This is a genomic window from Pseudomonas sp. BN417 (assembly GCF_029871205.1).
Classification (GTDB): Bacteria; Pseudomonadota; Gammaproteobacteria; order Pseudomonadales; family Pseudomonadaceae; genus Metapseudomonas.
Map to the genome: position 1 here is coordinate 1 of NZ_SSOJ01000036.1, position 21,986 is coordinate 21,986.

At 63.7% G+C, this 21,986-nt stretch carries 22 protein-coding genes and 1 pseudogene; 20 read left to right on the top strand and 3 right to left on the bottom strand.

The genetic code is table 11. The features are described from left to right. Together E8F11_RS02955 and E8F11_RS02960 are read left to right on the top strand one after the other, a co-directional pair. Window positions 1-148, top strand: a pseudogene (locus tag E8F11_RS02955) (amino acid ABC transporter permease); the annotation flags it as partial. Next, a complete protein-coding gene (locus tag E8F11_RS02960; protein WP_280287311.1) occupies window positions 141-875 on the top strand; it encodes an amino acid ABC transporter ATP-binding protein in 735 nt (244 codons plus the stop codon). The pseudogene E8F11_RS02955 and the gene E8F11_RS02960, both read left to right, overlap by 8 nt. A 149-nt stretch (window positions 876-1,024) precedes the next feature. On the opposite strand, the gene E8F11_RS02965 is transcribed toward E8F11_RS02960, so the two are convergent. Next, window positions 1,025-1,564, bottom strand: coding sequence for an exonuclease domain-containing protein (locus E8F11_RS02965; RefSeq protein WP_280287312.1), 540 nt, complete (start codon window positions 1,562-1,564; stop codon window positions 1,025-1,027). Window positions 1,565-1,678: 114 nt separating this feature from the next. Between E8F11_RS02965 and E8F11_RS02970 the strand changes: the two genes are divergently transcribed. From E8F11_RS02970 to E8F11_RS02985, 4 genes are all read left to right on the top strand, one after another. Further along, window positions 1,679-2,551, top strand: a complete 873-nt coding sequence (locus E8F11_RS02970) for an NAD(P)-dependent oxidoreductase (RefSeq protein WP_280287313.1) — start codon at window positions 1,679-1,681, stop codon at window positions 2,549-2,551. 103 nt (window positions 2,552-2,654) lie between these two features. Then, entirely contained in the window at window positions 2,655-3,521 is an 867-nt protein-coding gene (locus E8F11_RS02975; protein WP_280287314.1) for a hypothetical protein, read from the top strand. A gap of 47 nt (window positions 3,522-3,568) precedes the next feature. Then, entirely contained in the window at window positions 3,569-3,826 is a 258-nt protein-coding gene (locus tag E8F11_RS02980; protein ID WP_280287315.1) for a YkgJ family cysteine cluster protein, read from the top strand. Window positions 3,827-3,873: 47 nt separating this feature from the next. Next, window positions 3,874-4,476, top strand: a complete 603-nt coding sequence (locus tag E8F11_RS02985; RefSeq protein ID WP_280287316.1) for an START domain-containing protein — start codon at window positions 3,874-3,876, stop codon at window positions 4,474-4,476. 58 nt (window positions 4,477-4,534) lie between these two features. Here E8F11_RS02985 and gltA read toward each other — a convergent pair whose 3' ends face one another. Continuing rightward, window positions 4,535-5,821 carry a citrate synthase gene (gene gltA, locus E8F11_RS02990; protein ID WP_280287317.1) on the bottom strand — a complete coding sequence of 429 codons (1,287 nt, stop codon included), beginning with the start codon at window positions 5,819-5,821 and terminating at the stop codon, window positions 4,535-4,537. Window positions 5,822-6,182: 361 nt separating this feature from the next. Between gltA and sdhC the strand changes: the two genes are divergently transcribed. The 12 genes from sdhC (at window position 6,183) to E8F11_RS03050 (ending at window position 20,551) form a co-directional block, all read left to right on the top strand. Next, window positions 6,183-6,557, top strand: a complete 375-nt coding sequence (gene sdhC, locus E8F11_RS02995) for a succinate dehydrogenase, cytochrome b556 subunit (RefSeq protein WP_280287318.1) — start codon at window positions 6,183-6,185, stop codon at window positions 6,555-6,557. Beyond that, complete coding sequence (gene sdhD / locus E8F11_RS03000; protein WP_069083276.1) at window positions 6,551-6,919, top strand: succinate dehydrogenase, hydrophobic membrane anchor protein; 369 nt, start codon at window positions 6,551-6,553, stop codon at window positions 6,917-6,919. The genes sdhC and sdhD overlap by 7 nt, the downstream gene beginning before the upstream one ends. Before the next feature lie 3 nt (window positions 6,920-6,922). Beyond that, entirely contained in the window at window positions 6,923-8,695 is a 1,773-nt protein-coding gene (gene sdhA, locus E8F11_RS03005) for a succinate dehydrogenase flavoprotein subunit (protein WP_280287319.1), read from the top strand. 11 nt (window positions 8,696-8,706) lie between these two features. Further along, window positions 8,707-9,429, top strand: a complete 723-nt coding sequence (locus tag E8F11_RS03010; RefSeq protein WP_280287320.1) for a succinate dehydrogenase iron-sulfur subunit — start codon at window positions 8,707-8,709, stop codon at window positions 9,427-9,429. Between the two features lie 245 nt (window positions 9,430-9,674). After that, a complete protein-coding gene (locus E8F11_RS03015) occupies window positions 9,675-12,506 on the top strand; it encodes a 2-oxoglutarate dehydrogenase E1 component (protein WP_280287321.1) in 2,832 nt (943 codons plus the stop codon). A gap of 44 nt (window positions 12,507-12,550) precedes the next feature. Then, a complete protein-coding gene (gene odhB / locus E8F11_RS03020; RefSeq protein ID WP_280287322.1) occupies window positions 12,551-13,783 on the top strand; it encodes a 2-oxoglutarate dehydrogenase complex dihydrolipoyllysine-residue succinyltransferase in 1,233 nt (410 codons plus the stop codon). 69 nt (window positions 13,784-13,852) lie between these two features. After that, window positions 13,853-15,289: a dihydrolipoyl dehydrogenase gene (gene lpdA / locus E8F11_RS03025; RefSeq protein WP_280287323.1), complete on the top strand. Its 1,437-nt coding sequence runs from the start codon at window positions 13,853-13,855 to the stop codon at window positions 15,287-15,289. Between the two features lie 201 nt (window positions 15,290-15,490). Next, the gene (gene sucC, locus E8F11_RS03030; RefSeq protein WP_280287324.1) at window positions 15,491-16,657 is read left to right on the top strand and encodes an ADP-forming succinate--CoA ligase subunit beta; all 1,167 of its coding nucleotides are present in this window, start codon (window positions 15,491-15,493) and stop codon (window positions 16,655-16,657) included. Next, a complete protein-coding gene (gene sucD, locus E8F11_RS03035) occupies window positions 16,657-17,544 on the top strand; it encodes a succinate--CoA ligase subunit alpha (RefSeq protein ID WP_028629428.1) in 888 nt (295 codons plus the stop codon). The genes sucC and sucD overlap by 1 nt, the downstream gene beginning before the upstream one ends. A 307-nt stretch (window positions 17,545-17,851) precedes the next feature. After that, window positions 17,852-19,165 (top strand): branched-chain amino acid transport system II carrier protein, encoded by a 1,314-nt coding sequence (gene brnQ / locus E8F11_RS03040; protein WP_280287325.1) that lies wholly within the window; start codon window positions 17,852-17,854, stop codon window positions 19,163-19,165. 265 nt (window positions 19,166-19,430) lie between these two features. Then, entirely contained in the window at window positions 19,431-20,165 is a 735-nt protein-coding gene (locus tag E8F11_RS03045) for a DUF599 domain-containing protein (protein ID WP_280287326.1), read from the top strand. After that, window positions 20,162-20,551 (top strand): MAPEG family protein, encoded by a 390-nt coding sequence (locus E8F11_RS03050; protein WP_280287327.1) that lies wholly within the window; start codon window positions 20,162-20,164, stop codon window positions 20,549-20,551. Before E8F11_RS03045 ends, E8F11_RS03050 begins: the two co-directional genes overlap by 4 nt. A 61-nt stretch (window positions 20,552-20,612) precedes the next feature. Here the strand turns inward: E8F11_RS03050 and E8F11_RS03055 are convergent, their stop codons facing one another. Further along, window positions 20,613-20,840, bottom strand: a complete 228-nt coding sequence (locus tag E8F11_RS03055; RefSeq protein ID WP_280287328.1) for a hypothetical protein — start codon at window positions 20,838-20,840, stop codon at window positions 20,613-20,615. Window positions 20,841-21,066: 226 nt separating this feature from the next. On the opposite strand from E8F11_RS03055, the gene E8F11_RS03060 reads away from it, so the two are divergent. Beyond that, entirely contained in the window at window positions 21,067-21,522 is a 456-nt protein-coding gene (locus E8F11_RS03060) for a PaaI family thioesterase (protein ID WP_280287329.1), read from the top strand. Then, window positions 21,519-21,962: a PaaI family thioesterase gene (locus tag E8F11_RS03065; RefSeq protein WP_280287330.1), complete on the top strand. Its 444-nt coding sequence runs from the start codon at window positions 21,519-21,521 to the stop codon at window positions 21,960-21,962. Before E8F11_RS03060 ends, E8F11_RS03065 begins: the two co-directional genes overlap by 4 nt. Window positions 21,963-21,986: the final 24 nt, after the last annotated feature.

Here is a 21,986-nt window from a genome sequence, read left to right on the forward strand (position 1 = left end):
ACTGACCAAGAGCGGGCGCGAAGCGATCACCACCTCCTTCTCCACCTTCGAGATCTGGTTCTGCATAGCGGCGCTGTACCTGCTCATCAATCTGCCGCTGTCGCAAATCGCCAACAGTCTGGAGCGGAGGCTCGGGAAAAGTGATTGAAGTCCGTGATTTGGTAAAGACCTTCAACGCCCGCGGTCAGCTGGTACGTGCGGTGGACAATGTCGGTACGTCGGTGGCCAGGGGCGAAGTGCTGGTGGTGCTGGGGCCGTCCGGCTCGGGCAAATCCACCTTCCTGCGCTGCCTGAACGGCCTGGAGGAGCTGGATTCCGGCTCGATAGTCATCGACGGTGTCGACCTCGCGGACCCGAAGACGGACGTGAACGCCTACCGCCGCGAAGTGGGCATGGTGTTCCAGCACTTCAACCTGTTCCCCCACATGACCGTGCTGGAGAACCTCTGCCTGGCGCAGAAAGTCGTGCGCAAGCGCGGCAAGGCCGAACGAGAGGCCAAGGCCCAGGCGCTGCTGGCCAAGGTCGGCATCGCGCAGAAGGCCAACGAGTACCCCTCGCGCCTCTCCGGTGGCCAGCAGCAGCGGGTGGCCATCGCCCGGGCCCTGTGCATGGAGCCCAAGGTGATGCTGTTCGATGAGCCCACCTCGGCGCTGGACCCGGAAATGGTCGGCGAGGTGCTGGACGTGATGAAGCAGCTGGCCCAGGAAGGCATGACCATGGTCTGCGTCACCCATGAAATGGGCTTCGCCCGCGAGGTGGCCGACCGGGTGCTGTTCTTCGACCACGGCAAGCTGCTGGAAGACGCGCCCCCCGCGCAGTTCTTCGCCCAACCCCGGGACCCGCGGGCGCAAGCCTTCCTCAGTCAGGTGCTTTGATGCGCGAATGGTCCTGCAGGGTGGCCATGTCTACCCTGCGGGCCGGGCTGCGCCCCGCTGGTGGACAGCGCGGCCCAATCCATCCAGATTCCGGTTCGGACACAATCGCCAGGGGGCGCGGAGCCAGCGACACAAGGTCTGTGAAGCACCTAGGGCAGGGCCAGCGGCAATAGCCGGGCCGTGTTGCGGGCATCTTCCAGGGCGCGATGCTGCTGGCCCTGGAACTGCAGGCCGGCCAGCTGCAGCGCCGCATGCAGTCCCACGGCGCGCTTGAGCTGGCGCGCCTCGGCGAAGCGCTGCTTGAGATTGAGGTGGGGCACCGCGGCCAGCAGGCTGTCCAGGCCATGCAGGCGCCATTCCTGTTCCAGTTGCCGACGATCGTAGTCACCCCAGCTGGCCCAGCCTGCCAGTCGCGGGCTGTGGTGACCAAGCCAGCGTTCGAAGGCCGGCCAGACCTGGGGCAGGTTCGCCGCGCCATCCACGTCCGCCTGGTTGATATGGGTGAGCTGACGGCAGAATCCGGTCAGGCAGGGGCGTCGCAGGGGGCGCACGAAGCGCTGGAAATGGTCTACCTCGTGGCCGTCGGCACGAACCAGGGTGGCGCCGATCTCGATGATCTCCATTTCTTCCAGCGGCCAGCCACCTTCTTCGGTGGTGGCTTCCAGGTCTATCACCAGCCAGTGCGGCATGCGGTTCTCCTCGGCGGTGGGTGGTTGGCCGGCCTGGAGCGAGTATGGTGGCGCTTTCGCGGGTCGGCAAACTGCGTGTTAGGCTTTCCGGCAAGTCGACGAAGGAGAACAACAATGGCTGAAGTAGCGTTCATCGGGTTGGGGGTGATGGGCTTCCACATGGCTGGGCACCTGGCCTGCGAAGGTCATTCGGTGCGGGTCTACAACCGCTCTCCGGCCAAGGCCGAACTGTGGAGCGACGAGTTCGCCGGGGATGCCTTCGCCACGCCGCGCGAGGCGGCGGAGGGGGCCGAGTTCGTGATGGTCTGCGTCGGCAACGACGACGACCTGCGCGCGGTACTCCTGGGCGCGGATGGCGCCTTCGCCGGCATGGCGCCCGGCGCGGTGCTGGTGGATCACACCACGGCGTCGGCGGATGTGGCGCGGGAGATGGCGGTCCTCGCCGCCGAGCGCGAGCTGGGCTTTCTCGATGCGCCGGTTTCCGGCGGCCAGGCGGGGGCCGAGGCGGGCATGTTGTCGGTGATGGTGGGTGGCGAGCAGGCCTTCTACGACCGCGCGGCGCCGGTGATCGAAAGCTACGCCAAGATGGTCCGCCGGATGGGCCCGGTGGGCAGCGGCCAGCTGACCAAGATGGTCAACCAGATCTGCGTGGGCGGGCTGTTGCAGGGGCTCGCCGAAGCCCTGCATTTCGCCCAGTGCGCCGGGCTCGACGCCACGGCGGCGATGGAGGTGATCAGCAAGGGCGCCGCGCAGTCCTGGCAGCAGGAGCATCGCCATCAGACCATGCTGGAGGGCGCCTTCGATTTCGGCTTCGCCGTGGACTGGATGCGCAAGGACCTGTCCATCGTCCTGGACGAGGCAGCGCGCAACGGCGCGCAGTTGCCGGTGACGGCGCTGGTGGATCAGTTCTATGCCGAGGTCCAGGCTATGGGCGGCGGGCGCTGGGATACTTCCAGCCTCATCGCCCGGCTGAAAAGGCCCGGCTAGCTCCGGAAGGTGAAACAGGCCCCTCCGTCATGAACGAGGGGCTTTGTGCTGAGCGGTGCACAAGCCTGGTCGGGGGGCTGATTCTCAAGGAAAGGGGCGAGTCATGGCGGTTTGGCGTGGGTTGGGTTTCGCGGCTCTGGTACTGCTCGGGGTGCTGGTTGCGACCCTGCGCACCATGGAGGCCAGGCACCTGAGGCCGGTGATCGCGGAACTGCACCTGCCGCCGGCCTTCGCGGTGGCGCGCGATTTCGACTTCGGGCGTTATCGGCTGTCCTGGCGCGGGCAGGGGTTCCGCGTGCATCCCCAGGGGCGTCCGGAGAAAGCACTTTGGGGCGCGACGGGCGGCTTCCTGGCGGCGGGCGTCGGTCGTGCTGAGCGTCGCAGTCGCTGGCGCGCAGGGGAGCTGCGCGACCGGCGCGAGCTGCTCTGCCGCGAGCAGAGCCTGGAAGCCTTCGAGCGGCTCGGTTCGCAGTTGCTGCTCAAGGGCCACCTGCGCTGCGCCGACGGCAGCCTGAGCAGCTATGCGCTGGCCCTGCAGGATGATGGCGAGCGCGGCCTGGTGCTTTCCGTCACGCTGGGCGAGCCGCGGCTGAATCGCCTCTACCTGGCCTGGCATCGGGATGCGGATGAGCGTTTCTTCGGCTTTGGCGAGCGATCCGGCACCTACGACCTGTCCGGCCGCCGCCTTGCCATTGCCGGGGCCGGCAGTCAGCAGTCGCCGACGACGGAGGAGGTCGGCCGGAGCGGCGGAGCGACCCTTGGTTTCTACTTCACCTCCCGTTTGCGCGCCTTTTACAGCCAGTCCGCCGCCTATCAGGTGTTCGACCTGCGGGACGGACAGCGTGTGGGGCTGGAAGTCCACGAGGGGCGGTTAATGGCGCGCATCTACAATGGCGACAGCCAGGATGTGCTGCTGGCGCGCCAGGCTTCAGTGGTCGGGACTCTGCCAACCGCGCCCGGGCCCAAGTAAAATGCGCCTTTCCATTGCCCTGTCCCTGTCGTTCGAGGTCCATCACCATGCTCTGCCGCGCCGGCTGTGGTGCCTGCTGCATAGCGCCATCCATAAGCTCCCCCATACCCGGCATGCCGACTGGCAAGGCTGCGGGGGAGCGATGCCTGCACCTGTCCGCTGAAAACCTCTGCCTGCTGTTCGGCGACCCGCGTCGGCCAGCGGTCTGTGGTGCCTTCGACGCCGATCCCGAGGTCTGTGGCGGCAGCCGGGAGGAGGCGATACGGCTGCTCGGCTGGCTGGAGCAGGCGACCTCGGTGGCGTAACACAATGACCAGCCCCTGGGCTGGCCCTGTCTGAACAAGGAGAGATCATGAGAACCAAGGTCGTGGCGCTTTGCATCCTGGGTCTGTTGGCGGTGACCGCCGCCCATGCCGAGGAGTGGAAGCTGGCCAAGGACGAAGACGGCATCAGGGTGTACCTGAGCGAGGTGCCGGGTTCCCAGTACAAGGCCTATCGCGGCATCACCACCATGAAGGCCGATATCGCCACGCTGCGCGCGCTGCAGGAGGATGTCGCGGGTTCGTGCGTGTGGATCCACGAATGCAAGGAGCAGAAGCTGCTCAAGAGCGAGGGGCCGCAGAGCTGGACCTACACCCGTTTCAATACGCCCTGGCCGGTGACACCGCGGGATTCGGTGCTGCACGTCACCTCGCAGTTGGGCGCGGACGGCAGCGTGACGCGGATTCTCGAAGGGGTACCGGACTACCTGCCCGAGGCCAAGGGCTACGTGCGGGTCACCGAGGTGGACGGGCTCTGGAAGCTGGTGCCGAAGGGGGCAGGGGAGGTGGAAGTGACCTACCAGGTGCACACCGAGCCGGGCGGCAGCGTGCCGTCGTGGCTGGCGAACAGCTTCGTCGTCGACGCGCCTTTCAATACCCTGAAGGCCATGCGCGAGCGCGCGGAGAAGCGCTAGACCGAGTAGCAATAAAAAAGGCTGCCATCGGCAGCCTTTTTCATTTTTGCAACCCGCTTCAGTCGCGGTTTTCCAGCGACACGAAGTCACGCTGCTCGTAGCCGGTGTACAGCTGGCGCGGACGGCCGATCTTGTACGGGCTGGAGAGCATTTCCTTCCAGTGCGAGATCCAGCCGACGGTGCGCGCCAGGGCGAAGATCACGGTGAACATACTGGTCGGGATACCGATCGCCTTGAGGATGATCCCCGAGTAGAAGTCGACGTTCGGGTAGAGGTTGCGCTCCTTGAAGTACGGGTCGCTGCGCGCGATCTCGTCGAGCTTCATCGCCAGTTCCAGTTGCGGGTCGTTGATGCCCAGCTCGGCCAGGACTTCGTCGCAGGTCTGTTTCATGACCTTGGCGCGCGGGTCGAAGTTCTTGTACACGCGGTGGCCGAAGCCCATCAGCTTGAACGGATCGTTCTTGTCCTTCGCCTTGGCGATGAACTTGTCGATGTTCGATACGTCGCCGATCTCGTCCAGCATGCTCAGCACGGCTTCGTTGGCGCCGCCGTGGGCCGGGCCCCAGAGGGCCGCGATACCGGCAGCGATACAGGCGAAGGGGTTGGCGCCCGAAGAGCCGGCCAGGCGGACGGTGGAGGTGGAGGCGTTCTGCTCATGGTCGGCATGCAGGATGAAGATGCGATCCATGGCCTTGGCCAGCACCGGGCTGATCGGTTTGATCTCGGCCGGGGTGTTGAACATCATGTGCAGGAAGTTTTCCGCGTAGTTCAGGTCGTTACGCGGGTACATCATGGGCTGGCCCATGGAGTACTTGTAGGCCATCGCCGCGATGGTCGGCATCTTGGCGACCAGGCGCATCGCCGAAACTTCGCGGTGCTGCGGGTTATTGATGTCCAGGGAGTCGTGGTAGAACGCGGAGAGGGCGCCGACCACGCCGCACATGATCGCCATGGGGTGGGCGTCACGGCGGAAGCCGTTGAAGAAGCTCTTCAACTGCTCGTGAACCATGGTGTGGTTCTTGATGGTGCCGACGAACTTGGCCTTCTCTTCAGCGTTCGGCAGTTCGCCGTTCAGCAGCAGGTAACAGGTTTCCAGGTAGTCGGACTTTTCCGCCAGCTGCTCGATCGGGTAGCCGCGGTGCAGCAGTACGCCCTTGTCGCCGTCGATATAGGTGATCTTCGACTCGCAAGAGGCGGTCGACATAAAGCCAGGATCAAAGGTGAAGCAGCCCGTGGAGGTCAGGCCCCGCACATCGACTACATCGGGTCCCATGGTTCCGGACAGAACGGGCAGCTCTACGGGGGCTGCGCCCTCGATGATCAACTGCGCTTTTTTGTCAGCCATAGCGGCCTCCTAGTTATGCTTGAAATCATCAGAAGCCCCCCACGCAGGGCCCGGAACACTATAGAGGTATAAATTCGAATGTCAATTTGAAGAAACCCATATGGCAGAGGGGTTTGCGTGGGGTTTTCGACGAAAAAGAGGGGGCTATTTACGCCTTTTATATAGGTAGCGCAATCCACCCTTAGGGGCAGGCGTTCGCATTGTCATTAGTCAGCTAACTGTCTATACTCAGCGCCCGATCGCCAGGGGCCTTGGGCCCGTATTCTGGAGGTCGGCACTCCCTTTGGTGAGGGGTACCTGATCAGTGCACTTCCCGACAACTTGCCCTGTTTGTTAGGGGCCTCAGTGTGAAAAAAAAGCCGTGAATAGCCAACGACCTGTAAACCTAGATCTCAGGACCATCCAACTCCCCGTCACTGCTTACACGTCCATCCTGCATCGTATCTCCGGCGTCATCCTCTTCTTCGGCATTGCCGTGCTGCTGTTCGCGCTCGACAAATCGCTGAGCTCCGAGGAAGGCTTCGAGCAGGTTAAGGCGTACCTGACCAGTCCGCTGGCCAAGCTGGTGGTTTGGGGTCTCCTGTCCGCACTGCTTTACCACCTGGTCGCCGGTGTGCGCCACCTGGTAATGGATGCGGGCGTCGGCGAGACGCTCGAGGGCGGCAAGCTGGGCTCGAAAATCGTCATCGCAGTTTCTGCGGTGCTGATCGTGCTGCTGGGGGTGTGGATATGGTAACCAACGTCACGAACTTCTCGCGTTCGGGTCTCTATGACTGGATGGCCCAGCGTGTTTCTGCGGTCGTTCTCGCGGCTTATTTCCTCTTCCTGCTGGGCTACCTGCTGTTCAATCCGGGTCTGACCTACGCCGAGTGGCACGGTCTGTTCTCCCACACCGCGATGCGCATCTTCAGCCTGTTGGCCCTGGTCGCCCTGAGCGTTCACGCCTGGGTCGGCATGTGGACCATCTCCACCGACTACCTGACGCCCATGGCGCTGGGCAAGGCGGCGACTGTCGTGCGTTTCCTGTTCCAGGCTGTATGCGGCATTGCGATGTTCGCGTTCTTCGTCTGGGGCGTGCAGATTCTCTGGGGTGTGTGATCCATGTCTAGCATTCGTACTCTTTCTTTCGACGCCATCATCGTAGGTGGCGGCGGCGCCGGCATGCGCGCCGCGCTGCAACTGGCCCAAGGCGGCCACAAGACCGCTGTGGTGACCAAGGTCTTCCCGACCCGTTCCCACACCGTTTCCGCCCAGGGCGGCATCACCTGCGCCATCGCTTCGGCCGACCCGAACGACGATTGGCGCTGGCACATGTACGACACCGTCAAGGGCTCCGACTACATCGGTGACCAGGACGCCATCGAATACATGTGCTCCGTAGGTCCGGAAGCCGTATTCGAGCTCGAACACATGGGCCTGCCGTTCTCCCGTACCGAGCAGGGCCGCATCTATCAGCGTCCGTTCGGTGGCCAGTCCAAGGACTTCGGCAAGGGTGGCCAGGCCGCCCGTACCTGCGCTGCGGCCGACCGTACCGGTCACGCCCTGCTGCACACCCTGTACCAGGCCAACCTGAAGAGCGGCACCTCGTTCCTCAACGAGTGGTACGCGGTCGATCTGGTGAAGAACCAGGACGGCGCCATCGTCGGCATCATCGCCATCTGCATCGAGACCGGCGAAACCGTCTACATCCGCTCCAAAGCCGTGGTCCTGGCCACCGGCGGTGCGGGCCGCATCTATGCCTCCACCACCAACGCCCTGATCAACACCGGCGACGGCGTGGGCATGGCCCTGCGTGCCGGCGTACCGGTCCAGGACATCGAGATGTGGCAGTTCCACCCGACCGGCATCGCCGGCGCCGGTGTACTGGTCACCGAGGGTTGCCGCGGTGAAGGCGGTTACCTGATCAACGCCCACGGCGAGCGCTTCATGGAGCGCTACGCTCCGAACGCCAAGGACCTGGCCGGCCGCGATGTGGTCGCCCGCTCCATGGTCAAGGAAGTCATTGCCGGCAACGGCGTGGGTCCGGACAAGGACCACGTACTGCTGAAGCTCGACCACCTGGGCGAGGAAGTGCTGCACAGCCGCCTGCCCGGCATCTGCGAGCTGTCCAAGACCTTCGCGCACGTCGATCCGGTCGTCGCGCCGATCCCGGTCATCCCGACCTGCCACTACATGATGGGCGGCGTTGCCACCAACATCCATGGCCAGGCCATCACCCAGGACGCCAACGGTAACGACACCATCGTCGAAGGCCTGTTCGCCGTGGGCGAAGTGGCTTGCGTATCGGTCCACGGTGCCAACCGCCTGGGCGGCAACTCGCTGCTCGACCTCGTGGTATTTGGTCGCGCCGCCGGCCTGCACCTGGAAAAGGCCCTCAAGGAAGGCATCGACCAGCGTGCTGCGTCCGATACCGACCTGGAACTGTCTCTCAAGCGCCTGTCCGGCGTGAACGAGCGCAAGAGCGGCGAAGACGTGGCTCCGCTGCGTAAAGAGCTGCAGCAGTGCATGCAGAACTACTTCGGTGTATTCCGTACCGGCGAATACATGCAGAAGGGCATCGCCCAGCTGGCCGACCTGCGTGAGCGCATCGCCCAGGTGAAAATCGCCGACAAGTCCCAGGCCTTCAACACCGCGCGCATCGAAGCGCTGGAGCTGCAGAACCTGCTGGAAGTGGCCGAGGCTACCGCGATCGCCGCGGAAGTTCGCAAGGAATCCCGCGGCGCCCACGCCCGCGAAGACTTCGAAGACCGCGACGACGAGAACTGGCTGTGCCACACCCTGTACTTCCCGGGTGAGAAACGCGTCACCAAGCGCGCCGTCAACTTCGCGCCGAAGACCGTTCCGGCGTTCGAACCCAAAGTACGTACTTATTAAGGGTGGCCGATATGTCGCAAGCCAAAACTCTCACTGTCAGCGTCTATCGCTACAACCCGGACCAGGACAGCGCTCCGTTCATGCAGGATTTCCAGGTCGACACCGGCGGCAAGGACGTGATGGTCCTCGACGTGCTGGCGCTGATCAAGGAACAGGACGAAGGCTTCTCCTACCGTCGCTCCTGCCGTGAAGGCGTGTGCGGTTCCGACGGCATGAACATCAACGGCAAGAACGGCCTGGCGTGCATCACTCCGCTGTCCGCCGCCGGCCTGAAGGGTGGCAAGCTGGTTGTTCGCCCGCTGCCGGGTCTGCCGGTCATTCGTGACCTGGTCGTCGATATGAGCATCTTCTACAAGCAGTACGAGAAGGTGAAACCCTTCCTGCAGAACGACACGCCGGCTCCGGCCATCGAGCGTCTGCAGTCCCCGGAAGAGCGCGAGAAGCTGGACGGTCTGTACGAGTGCATCCTGTGCGCCTGCTGCTCGACCTCCTGCCCGTCCTTCTGGTGGAACCCGGACAAGTTCCTCGGTCCCGCCGCGCTGCTGCAGGCCTATCGTTTCCTGGCCGACAGCCGTGACAACAAGACCGAAGAGCGGCTGGCCGCGCTGGACGATCCGTTCAGCGTGTTCCGTTGCCGGAGCATCATGAACTGCGTGAGCGTCTGCCCCAAGGGTCTGAACCCAACCAGGGCGATTGGCCACATACGCAACATGCTGCTGCAGAGCGGTACCTGATTCGCGATTGCTGTACCCGCAACACCTGCGGCGCCGGCCTGGCCGGCGTCGCAGTAAACCAGGAACGCAGCTCACAAAGTCGTGTTCCTTATTTGAAAAATATATAGATGACCAGCAGGGGCAACCGGGCTGGTGCCCGGACTATCTGCGGGATCCTTGGTGGCTTTGCCGAAGTCGCTGTGCCAGGACTTTGAAGCCCTGTGGTGTCCACGCCGATGGCGTCCCCTTATCGAGGGTGACAAAGCATGCAAGAAAGCGAAATGCAGCGCATGTGGAACAGCGCCCACCTATCCGGTGGCAACGCTGCATATGTGGAAGAGCTCTATGAGCTCTACCTGCACGATCCCAACGCTGTGCCCGAAGAGTGGCGCACCTACTTCCAGAAGCTGCCGACCGACGGCAATCTTGCCACCGACGTTTCGCACTCCACCATCCGCGATCATTTCGTCCTGCTCGCCAAGAACCAGCGCCGTGCCCAGCCGGTGTCCGCTGGCGCTGTAAGCAGTGAGCATGAGAAGAAGCAGGTTGAAGTCCTGCGCTTGATCCAGGCATTCCGCATGCGCGGCCACCAGGCCTCCAAGCTCGATCCGCTTGGTCTGTGGCAGCGTCCGGCTCCGGCCGACCTGTCGATCCGTCACTACGGACTGACCGACGCCGACCTCGATACCACCTTCCGCACGGGTGAGCTCTACATCGGCAAGGAAGAGGCTACTCTGCGCGAGATTCAGCAGACCCTCAACGAGACGTATTGCCGCACCATCGGCGCCGAGTTCACCCACATCGTCGATTCCGAGCAGCGCAAGTGGTTCCAGCAGCGCCTGGAAAGCGTACGCGGCCGTCCGGCGTTCTCTCCGGAAGTGCAGAGCCACCTGCTCGAGCGCCTGACCGCTGCCGAGGGCCTGGAGAAGTACCTGGGCACCAAGTACCCGGGCACCAAGCGCTTCGGCCTGGAAGGCGGCGAGAGCCTGATCCCGCTGCTGGACGAGATCATCCAGCGCTCCGGCTCCTACGGCCTCAAGGAAATCGTCATCGGCATGGCCCACCGTGGCCGCCTGAACGTCCTGGTCAACACCTTCGGCAAGAACCCGCGCGACCTGTTCGACGAGTTCGAAGGCAAGAAGACCGAGGGCCTGTCCTCCGGTGACGTGAAGTACCACCAGGGCTTCTCCTCCAACGTCATGACTCCGGGTGGCGAAGTGCACCTGGCGCTGGCGTTCAACCCGTCCCACCTGGAAATCGTTTCCCCGGTGGTCGAAGGTTCCGTGCGCGCCCGCCAGGACCGCCGCCTGGACAAGACCGGCGACAAGGTACTGCCGATCTCCATCCACGGCGACGCGGCTTTCGCCGGCCAGGGCGTGGTCATGGAAACCTTCCAGATGTCGCAGACCCGTGGCTACAAGACGGGCGGCACCATCCACCTGGTGATCAACAACCAGGTGGGTTTCACCACCAGCCGTCCGGAAGACTCGCGCTCCACCGAGTACTGCACCGACGTCGCCAAGATGATCCAGGCGCCGATCCTGCACGTGAACGGCGATGATCCGGAAGCCGTCCTCTTCGTGACCCAGCTGGCCGTCGACTATCGCATGCAGTTCAAGCGTGACGTGGTCATCGACCTGGTCTGCTACCGCCGCCGCGGCCACAACGAGGCCGACGAGCCGAGTGGCACCCAGCCGCTGATGTACCAGCAGATCGCCAAGCAGCGCACCACCCGCGAGCTGTACGCCGACGCCCTGATCCAGACCGGCTCCCTCGAAAGCGCCAAGGTCCAGGCCAAGATCGACGATTACCGCACTGCGCTGGACAACGGCCAGCACGTGGTCAAGAGCCTGGTCAAGGAGCCCAACAAGGAGCTCTTCGTGGACTGGCGCCCCTATCTGGGCCACGCCTGGACCGCGCGTCACGACACCAGCTTCGAGCTGAAGACCCTGCAGGAACTCTCCGCCAAGCTGCTGGAGATCCCGGAAGGCTTCGTGGTTCAGCGCCAGGTCGCCAAGATCCTCGAAGACCGCCAGAAGATGGGCGCCGGTGCGTTGCCGATCAACTGGGGTTATGCCGAGACCATGGCCTACGCCACCCTGCTGTTCGAAGGCCACCCGGTGCGCATCACCGGCCAGGACGTCGGTCGCGGCACCTTCTCGCACCGCCATGCGGCGCTGCACAACCAGAAGGACGCCGGCACCTACCTGCCGCTGCAGCACCTGTTCGCCGACCAGCCGAATTTCGACCTGTACGACTCCTACCTGTCGGAAGAGGCCGTACTGGCCTTTGAATACGGTTATTCCACCACCATGCCGAATGCGCTGGTGATCTGGGAGGCCCAGTTCGGTGACTTCGCCAACGGCGCCCAGGTGGTGGTCGATCAGTTCATCACCAGTGGCGAGCACAAGTGGGGTCGTCTCTGCGGCCTGACCATGCTGCTGCCGCACGGCTACGAAGGGCAGGGCCCGGAGCACTCCTCCGCGCGCCTGGAGCGTTACCTGCAGCTGTGCGCCGAGCACAACATCCAGGTTTGCGTGCCAACCACGCCGGCCCAGGTCTACCACATGCTGCGCCGCCAGGTGATCCGCCCGCTGCGCAAGCCGATGGTGGCGCTGACGCCGAAGTCGTTGCTGCGCCACAAGCTGGCCATCTCGACCCTGGAAGACCTGGCCGAAGGCTCCTTCCAGACCGTCATCGGCGAGATCGACCAGATCGACCCGAAGAAGGTCGATCGCCTGGTCCTGTGCAGCGGCAAGGTCTACTACGACCTGCTGGAGAAGCGTCGTGCCGAAGGCCGCGAAGACATCGCCATCCTGCGTATCGAGCAGCTGTATCCGTTCCCCGAGGACGACCTGGCCGAGGCGCTTGCCCCGTACAAGAACCTCAAGCACATCGTCTGGTGCCAGGAAGAGCCGATGAACCAGGGCGCCTGGTACTGCAGCCAGCACCACATGCGTCGTGTAGCGGCGGCCCACAAGAAGGGTCTGTTCCTCGAGTACGCCGGTCGTGAAGGTTCGGCGGCCCCGGCCTGTGGCTATGCCTCCATGCACGCCGAGCAGCAGGAAAAACTGCTGCAAGATGCCTTTACCGTTTAACGCCTTCGCGCAGAAGAAACCGAATTAGATAGGAACCCGACACAATGGCTATCGAGATCAAAGCCCCCACCTTCCCGGAATCGGTTGCCGACGGCACCGTGGCCACCTGGCACAAGAAGCCTGGCGATGCGGTCAAGCGCGACGAGCTGATCGTCGACATCGAGACCGATAAAGTGGTCATGGAAGTCCTCGCCGAAAGCGACGGTGTGCTGGCTGAAATCGTCAAGAACGAGGGTGACACCGTCCTCAGCGGCGAACTGCTCGGCAAACTGAACGCCGGTGGCGCTGCCGCCGCAGCTCCTGCCGCTGCCGCCCCGGCCGCAGCTCCGGCTGCCCAGGCCGCCGCTCCGGCCGCTGCCGGCGACGACGCCATCCTCTCCCCGGCCGCTCGCAAGCTGGCCGAAGAGAACGGCATCGACCCGACCAGCATCGCCGGCACCGGCAAGGGCGGTCGCGTGACCAAGGAAGACGTGGTCGCCGCCGTTGAAGCCAAGAAATCCGCCCCGGCCGCTGCCCCCGCCGCTGCCAAGCCGGCCGCTCCTGCCGGCGAGGCGCCGATCTTCTCGGTCGGCGATCGCGTCGAGAAGCGCGTTCCGATGACCCGCCTGCGTGCCAAGGTCGCCGAGCGTCTGGTCGAAGCCCAGTCCACCATGGCCATGCTGACTACCTACAACGAAGTCAACATGAAGCCGATCATGGACCTGCGCGCCAAGTACAAGGACCTGTTCGAGAAGAAGCACAACGGCGTTCGCCTGGGCTTCATGTCCTTCTTCGTCAAGGCGGCCACCGAGGCGCTGAAGCGCTTCCCGGGCGTCAACGCCTCGATCGACGGCGGCGACATCGTCTACCACGGTTACCAGGACATCGGCGTTGCCGTATCCAGCGACCGTGGCCTGGTGGTACCGGTGCTGCGCAACGCGGAGTTCATGAGCCTGGCTGAAATCGAAGGCGGCATCGCCGAGTTCGGCAAGAAGGCCAAGGCCGGCAAGCTGACCATCGAAGAAATGACTGGCGGCACCTTCACCATCTCCAACGGCGGTGTATTCGGCTCGCTGCTGTCCAGCCCGATCGTCAACCCGCCGCAGACCGCCATCCTGGGTATGCACAAGATCCAGGAGCGCCCGATGGCCGTGAACGGCCAGGTGGTCATCCTGCCGATGATGTACCTGGCGCTGTCCTACGACCACCGCCTGATCGATGGCAAGGAAGCTGTAAGCTTCCTGGTCACCATCAAGGACCTGCTGGAAGACCCGGCTCGTCTGCTGCTCGACATCTGATCGGCAGTCTCTCTTAACGGCGGCCCCCCATACAGGGGCCGTCCGGTTTCATACGAGAAGGAATGAGTTATGACCCAGAAATTCGACGTGGTAGTGATTGGTGCGGGCCCCGGTGGCTATGTTGCCGCCATCAAGGCAGCCCAGCTCGGTCTCAAGACCGCCTGCATCGAGAAGTACCAGGACAAGGAAGGCAAGACCGCTCTGGGCGGCACCTGCCTGAACGTCGGCTGCATTCCGTCGAAGGCGCTGCTGGACAGCTCCTACAAGTACCATGAGGCCCATGAAGGCTTCAAAATCCACGGCATCGAAGCCAAGGGCGTCACCATCGACGTCCCGGCAATGGTTGGCCGCAAGAACACCATCGTCAAGAACCTGACCGGCGGCGTAGCCACCCTGTTCAAGGCCAACGGTGTGACCCTGCTGGAAGGCCACGGCAAGCTGCTGGCCAACAAGCAGGTCGAAGTCACTGGTTCCGACGGCAAGGTACAGATCGTCGAAGCCGAGAACGTGATCCTCGCCTCCGGCTCCAAGCCGGTCGACATCCCGCCGGCCCCGGTTGACCAGGACGTGATCGTCGACTCCACCGGCGCCCTGGACTTCCAGGCCGTGCCGAAGAAGCTGGGCGTGATTGGCGCTGGCGTCATCGGCCTCGAGCTGGGCTCCGTCTGGGCCCGCCTGGGCGCTGAAGTGACCGTGCTGGAAGCCCTGGAGAAGTTCCTCCCGGCCGCCGACGAGCAGGTTGCCAAGGAAGCCATGAAGGTCCTCACCAAGCAGGGCCTGCAGATTCGCCTGGGCGCCCGCGTGACCGGCTCCGAAGTCAAGAAGAAGCAAGTCACCGTCAACTTCACCGACGCCCAAGGCGAGCAGAAGCTGGTGTTCGACAAACTGATCGTGGCCGTTGGCCGTCGCCCGGTGACCACCGACCTGCTGGCCGCCGACAGCGGCGTGACCCTGGACGAGCGCGGCTTCATCTACGTCGACGACCAGTGCAAGACCAGCGTCCCGGGCGTCTACGCCATCGGTGACGTGGTACGTGGCGCCATGCTGGCCCACAAGGCGTCGGAAGAGGGCATCATGGTCGCCGAGCGCATCGCCGGCCACAAAGCCCAGATGAACTACGACCTGATCCCGTCGGTCATCTATACCCACCCGGAAATCGCGTGGGTCGGCAAGACCGAGCAGTCCCTGAAGGCCGAAGGCGTTGAGATCAACGTCGGCACCTTCCCCTTCGCCGCCAGTGGCCGTGCCATGGCCGCCAACGACACCGCCGGTTTCGTCAAGGTGATCGCCGATGCCAAGACCGACCGCGTCCTGGGCGTCCACGTGATCGGCCCGAGCGCTGCCGAACTGGTACAGCAGGGTGCCATCGGCATGGAATTCGGCACCAGCGCCGAAGACCTGGGCATGATGGTCTTCTCGCACCCGACCCTGTCCGAAGCGCTGCACGAAGCGGCACTCGCTGTGAATGGCCACGCCATCCACATCGCCAATCGCAAGAAGCGCTGAGCAACATCTCCTGCACAGGTTGCGCAAGTGGCCTGTTCAGGACGAAGAACCACGGCGGGTGGCCCGTCTTGAGCACCGATCACCCGATCGGCGCCCAACGCGGAAAGCCCGCCGGACTGCCTTCATCAGCAGTCACAGGTGGCGCGGCACCACGAATGCAGCGCCGAATGCGCAATACCTAAACGAAGACGGTAGACAAGCATGAATCTCCACGAGTATCAGGGTAAGCAGCTGTTCGCTGAATACGGCCTGCCCGTATCCAAGGGCTTTGCCGTAGACACCCCGGAAGACGCCGCAGAAGCCTGCGAAAAGATCGGCGGCAGCGAATGGGTTGTTAAAGCCCAGGTCCACGCTGGCGGCCGCGGTAAAGCGGGCGGCGTGAAGCTGGTCAAGAGCAAGGAAGATGCCAAGGCCTTCGCCGCCAACTGGCTGGGCAAGCGCCTGGTGACCTATCAGACTGACGCCAATGGTCAGCCGGTCAGCAAAATCCTGGTCGAATCCTGCACCGACATCGCCAAGGAACTGTACCTGGGCGCCGTGGTAGATCGTTCCAGCCGCCGTATCGTGTTCATGGCCTCCACCGAGGGTGGCGTGGACATCGAGAAGGTCGCCCACGACACTCCCGAGAAAATCCTCAAGGCCACCGTTGACCCGCTGGTCGGCGCTCAGCCCTACCAGGGCCGTGAGCTGGCATTCCAGCTGGGCCTGGAAGGCGACCAGGTCAAGCAGTTCACCCACATCTTCGTGAACCTGGCCAAGCTGTTCCAGGACTACGACCTGGCCCTGCTGGAAGTGAACCCGCTGGTGATCAAGGCCGACGGCAACCTGCACTGCCTGGACGCCAAGATCAACATCGACAGCAACGCCATGTACCGTCAGCCCAAGCTGCGCGCCATGCACGACCCGTCCCAGGACGACGCTCGTGAAGCCCATGCGCAGAAGTGGGAACTGAACTACGTGGCCCTGGAAGGCAACATTGGCTGCATGGTCAACGGTGCCGGCCTGGCCATGGGTACCATGGACATCGTCAACCTCCACGGCGGCAAGCCGGCCAACTTCCTCGACGTTGGCGGCGGTGCGACCAAGGAGCGCGTGACCGAAGCGTTCAAGATCATCCTCTCCGACAGCAACGTCGCTGCCGTTCTGGTGAACATCTTCGGCGGCATCGTTCGCTGCGACATGATTGCCGAAGGCATCATCGGCGCGGTGAAGGAAGTTGGCGTGAAAATCCCGGTGGTCGTCCGTCTGGAAGGCAACAATGCTGACCTCGGCGCCAAGGTACTGGCCGAGAGCGGTCTGAACATCATCGCGGCGACCAGCCTGACCGACGCTGCACAGCAAGTCGTCAAGGCCGCGGAGGGCAAGTAATGAGCGTCCTGATCAACAAAGACACCAAAGTCATCTGCCAAGGCTTCACCGGTAGCCAGGGTACTTTCCACTCCGAACAAGCCATCGCCTACGGCACCAAGATGGTCGGCGGCGTGACCCCCGGCAAGGGCGGCACCACCCACCTGGGCCTGCCGGTGTTCAACACCGTCAAGGAAGCCGTGGAAGCCACCGGCGCCGAAGCTTCGGTGATCTACGTTCCGGCTCCCTTCTGCAAGGATTCCATCCTGGAAGCGGCCAACGGCGGCATCAAGCTGATCGTCTGCATCACCGAAGGCATCCCGACCCTCGACATGCTGGACGCCAAGGTCAAGTGCGACGAGCTGGGCGTACGCCTGATCGGCCCGAACTGCCCGGGCGTAATCACTCCCGGCGAGTGCAAGATCGGCATCATGCCGGGCCACATCCACCTGCCGGGCAAGGTAGGCATCGTGTCGCGTTCCGGCACCCTGACCTATGAAGCCGTGAAGCAGACCACCGACGCCGGCTTCGGCCAGTCCACCTGCGTGGGCATCGGCGGTGACCCGATCCCGGGCTCCAACTTCATCGACATCCTGAAGCTGTTCCAGGAAGACCCGCAGACCGAAGCCATCGTCATGATCGGCGAAATCGGCGGTTCCGCTGAAGAAGAAGCCGCTGCCTTCATCAAGGCCAACGTGACCAAGCCGGTGGTGTCCTACATCGCTGGTGTGACTGCCCCTCCGGGCAAGCGCATGGGCCACGCCGGCGCCATCATCTCCGGTGGCAAAGGCACTGCGGACGAGAAGTTCGCCGCCCTGCAGGACGCTGGTGTGAAAACCGTGCGTTCCCTGGCTGACATCGGCAAGGCCCTGGCCGAGCTGACCGGCTGGGAAGTCAAGAACGCCTAAGGCCTCTTGATCCAGGCAAAGGCCACCCCTCGGGGTGGCTTTTGTATTTCTGGTTGCGCCAATCCCTAAAGGTGCAACCGCTTGTCGGTTAAGCGACAGAAACGGTTGCTACTCCGACAACCTGACTCACGTCAGGTGCTTCCCCCGGTAAAATCGGTAGCCTTGCAACTATCCCGCTCGCCAAGCCCCACAAGGGCAGAGGTCGGGCATCAGCGATCAATCCTAAACGGATGGATGACGTTTCCCCCGACCCATCAGGGAAACCCCTTCGGTAAAACCCTGTTTCAGCGATGTGGTAATTCCCCAGATGAAATCCTTGAAAGGCCAGGACGTCCTGGCACTCGGCTTTATGACATTCGCCCTGTTCGTCGGGGCCGGCAACATCATCTTCCCGCCCATAGTCGGCCTGCAGTCCGGCCCCCATGTCTGGATGGCCGCGCTCGGCTTCCTGATCACCGCCGTCGGCTTGCCGGTGGTGACCGTCATCGCCCTGGCCAAGGTCGGCGGCGCCATGGATTCCCTCAGCAGCCCGATCGGCAAGACCGCCGGCGTACTGCTGGCAGCGGTCTGCTACCTCTCGGTGGGCCCGCTGTTCGCCACCCCGCGCACCGCGACCGTGTCCTTCGAGGTGGGCCTGGCGCCCCTGACCGGCGATACCCCGCTGGCCCTGTTCGCCTATAGCCTGGTTTACTTCCTGGTGGTGCTGGCGGTGTCCCTCTATCCGGGGCGCCTGCTGGACACGGTTGGCCGCGTACTGGCGCCGATGAAGATCGTCGCGCTGCTGGTACTCGGGATCGCCGCCTTCATGCTGCCCCTGGGCGAAATCGGCGACGCCACCCCGGCCTACCAGGCCGCACCTTTTTCCCAGGGCTTCATCAATGGCTACCTGACCATGGATACCCTGGGCGCCCTGGTGTTCGGCATCGTCATCGTCAACGCCATCCGCTCCCGTGGCGTCGAATCGCCGCGCCTGATCACCCGTTACGCCATCATCGCCGGTCTGATCGCCGGTGTCGGCCTGGCCCTGGTCTACATCAGCCTGTTCCGCCTGGGAGCGAACAGCCACGACATCGCCGGTGAGGCCACTAATGGCGCGGCTGTTCTGCATGCCTACGTGCAGCACACGTTCGGCAACCTGGGCAGCGCGTTCCTCGCTGCGCTGATTTCCCTGGCCTGCCTGGTGACGGCCGTCGGCCTGACCTGCGCCTGCGCCGAGTACTTCAGCCGCCTGCTGCCGCTGTCCTATCGCAGCCTGGTCATCATCCTCGCTGCATTCAGCCTGTTGGTCTCCAACCTGGGCCTGACCAAGCTGATCCAGGTCTCGGTGCCGGTGCTCACCGCCATCTATCCGCCCTGCATCGTGCTGGTCGCGCTGAGCTTCTGCTGGAGCCTCTGGCATTCCCCGGGCCGCGTGGTGGCGCCGGTGATGCTGGTGTCCTTGGTGTTCGGTCTGGTGGATGCCGTGAAGGGCGCCGGACTGGGCGGCTGGATGCCCGAGTGGCTGGCCCACTTGCCCCTGTCCGAGCAGGGACTGGCCTGGCTGCTGCCAGCCGTCGCAACCCTGGCCGCGGCCAGCCTTTGCGACCGTCTGCTGGGCAAGTCGGCGGAAGTTGCCGCCTGATTTCTACAGGCCAGAAAGGGCCGCCTTCGGGCGGCCTTTTTCATTTGACTTGGGAAACCATGTCCTTAGGCCAATTTGGACGATGAGGTCGGTCTTTCTGTAGGAGCGAGCTTGCTCGCGAACAGCCTGAGCACGATCTTTCGCGAGCAAGCTCGCTCCTACGCGTTCGGCGTGAACCGTTCAGTCACCCGGGTCGCGGGAGACTGAACACAGCGCCTACAAGTGCCTCCCGCTATAATCCGCTGCGTTCTTACAAGGAATTCGCATGTCGATCATTCTGCGCAACTGGCCGCATCTACTGGCCATCATCTGGTTCATCGGCTGCTGGTTGGGCTACACCCGCTACGCCATCTGGAAAGGCCGGGACACGGCGTGCCTGGCTTCGGTCCTGCACCTCTATCGCGAGGACTGGATGCGCCGGCTGCTGCTGCGCGACAACCGCATCGCCGATGCCAGCGTGATCGGAAACCTGGAGCGCAACGCCTCGTTCTTCGCCTCCAGCACCCTGATCATCCTGGCCGGTATCCTCACCGTGCTCGGTTCCACAGATCGCGCGGTCTCGGTGCTGGAGGACCTGCCATTCGTGCAGCCCGCCAGCACCGGCATCTCCGAGCTGAAGCTGCTGGGCCTGGCGGTGGTCTTCGTCTATGCCTTCTTCACCTTCAGCTGGTGCATGCGCCAGTACAACTTCGCCGCCATCCTGGTGGGCTCGGCGCCGATGATCGGCGAGAGGCACGTCAGCGAGCAGGAGCGAAAAGACTTCGCCGAGCGCACCGCACGGGTGATATCCCTGGCGGCCAACCAGTTCAACTTCGGCCTGCGCAGCTACTACTTCGGCATGGCGATGCTGGCCTGGTTCATCAATCCCTGGTTCTTCATGATCGTCACCACGGGCGTGGTGCTGGTGCTGTATCGCCGCGAATTCCATTCCGATGTGCTGGATGTAATGGTCTACACCCCGACCCAGGCGCTGGAGGCGCCCAAGGAGAAAGTCGAATGAGTATTCCGTTCTGGTGCCTGTTCTTCGCGGCCTTGCTCATCTACCTGGCCAGGGCCCCAGTGGCCAAGGCCATGAGCGAGGAGGGCAGGGGTTATGACAACCGCAATCCGCGGGCGCAGCAGGCACGGCTGACCGGCTTCGGCGCTCGGGCGGTCGCGGCGCACCAGAACAGCATCGAGACCTTTCCGTTGTTCGCCGCGGGCGTGCTGGTGGCCCAGGTCACCCAGACCCAGGGCTGGTTCGTCGACCTGCTGGCGATCCTCTTCATCGTTTCGCGGGTCCTTTACTTGTTCCTCTACTGGAACGACAAGGCCACTTTGCGCAGCCTGGTCTGGGTCATCAGCCTGGTCTGTTGCCTGCTGCTGATGCTCAGCCCGGCGCTCTGACCGGCCCGCAAAAGACAAGGCCCGCAAAAATGCGGGCCTTGTTGTTCCTGCTACCGGGAGCTTACTGGCTCTTCTCCTCGGTCGGTGCGGTCTCCGGAGCGGCCGGGGCGGGCGCGCTCGGAGCCGGGGTGGCCTCTGGAGCCGGAGTCGGGGTCGGCTCGGTAGCGGGTGCGCTCGGCTGGGATTCAGTTGCCGGTGCAGCCGGGGCCTGGGCCTCTTCCTTCTTGTCGCAGGCAGCGAGACCAAGGCTGGCGGCCAGCAGCAGGGCGAGAGACAGGGTTTTCTTCATAAATAGAGCCTCCATGTGTGGCTTTCCTCATCGATAGCCGTTTGAACGTGTGAGCTTATTCGAAGTTCAATGTTTTCGCGCGAAAAATGCGTTAATTCCTGAGGTCAGCTCCGGCTGGGCCATCGGCCGCCGAAAAAGCCCGTCGCTGAGCGCTTGTCTACACGCGGAAGATCCCTCCGGCAGGGTATGATTCCGGCCCTCGCCACTCTCCGCCAAGGTCGTAGTCATGACGGACAACTCCCTTATTGAACGAGCCCAGCGCTTTCTTTCCGCGCTGCGCCATTGCCAGGTGCTCGGTATGAGCGTGCACGACGCCACGCCCGCGGGCCTGACCCTGAAGTTGCCCTACAGCGCCCAGATCATCGGCAACCCGGAAACCGGCGTGATCCACGGCGGCGCCATCACCACCCTGATGGACACCACCTGCGGCATCTCCACCGTCTGTGTACTGCAGGAATTCGAGATCTGCCCGACCCTGGACCTGCGCATCGACTACATGCACCCGGCCGAGCCGCACAAGGACGTGTTCGGTTTCGCCGAATGCTACCGGGTGACCCCGAACATCATCTTCACCCGCGGCTACGCCTATCAGGACGATCCGGCCCAGCCCATCGCCCACGTGGTCGGCGCCTTCATGCGCATGGGCAAGCCCGGCCAGCTCAAGCAGGGAGGTGCGGCATGAGCCTCGACCTCAACGCCCTGGTCCGCGAAGCCCACGAGAAAAACGACTACGACCCGCTGGTGTGCCTGATCCCCTACGCCAAGCTGCTCGGCATCGAATGCCTGCGCCTGGGCGACGACATGGTCTTCCGCCTGCCGGCGAACAAGGACAACATCGGTAACCCGACTCTGCCGGCCATTCATGGCGGGGTGATCGCCGGCTTCATGGAGCATGCGGCCATGCTTCATCTGCTGATGTTCATGGGCACGCCACATATGCCCAAAATCATCGACTTCTCGATAGATTACCTGCGCGCCGGACACTATCGTGACACCTACGTCCAGTGCCAGGTCTGGCGACAGGGCCGCCGCGTCGCCAACGTCGCCATCACTGCCTGGCAGACCACCCAGACCGAACCCATAGCCACGGCCCGCGCCCACTTCAAGGTCGACGAACCCTGAGGCGCGGCATCCGACGCGTGCGGT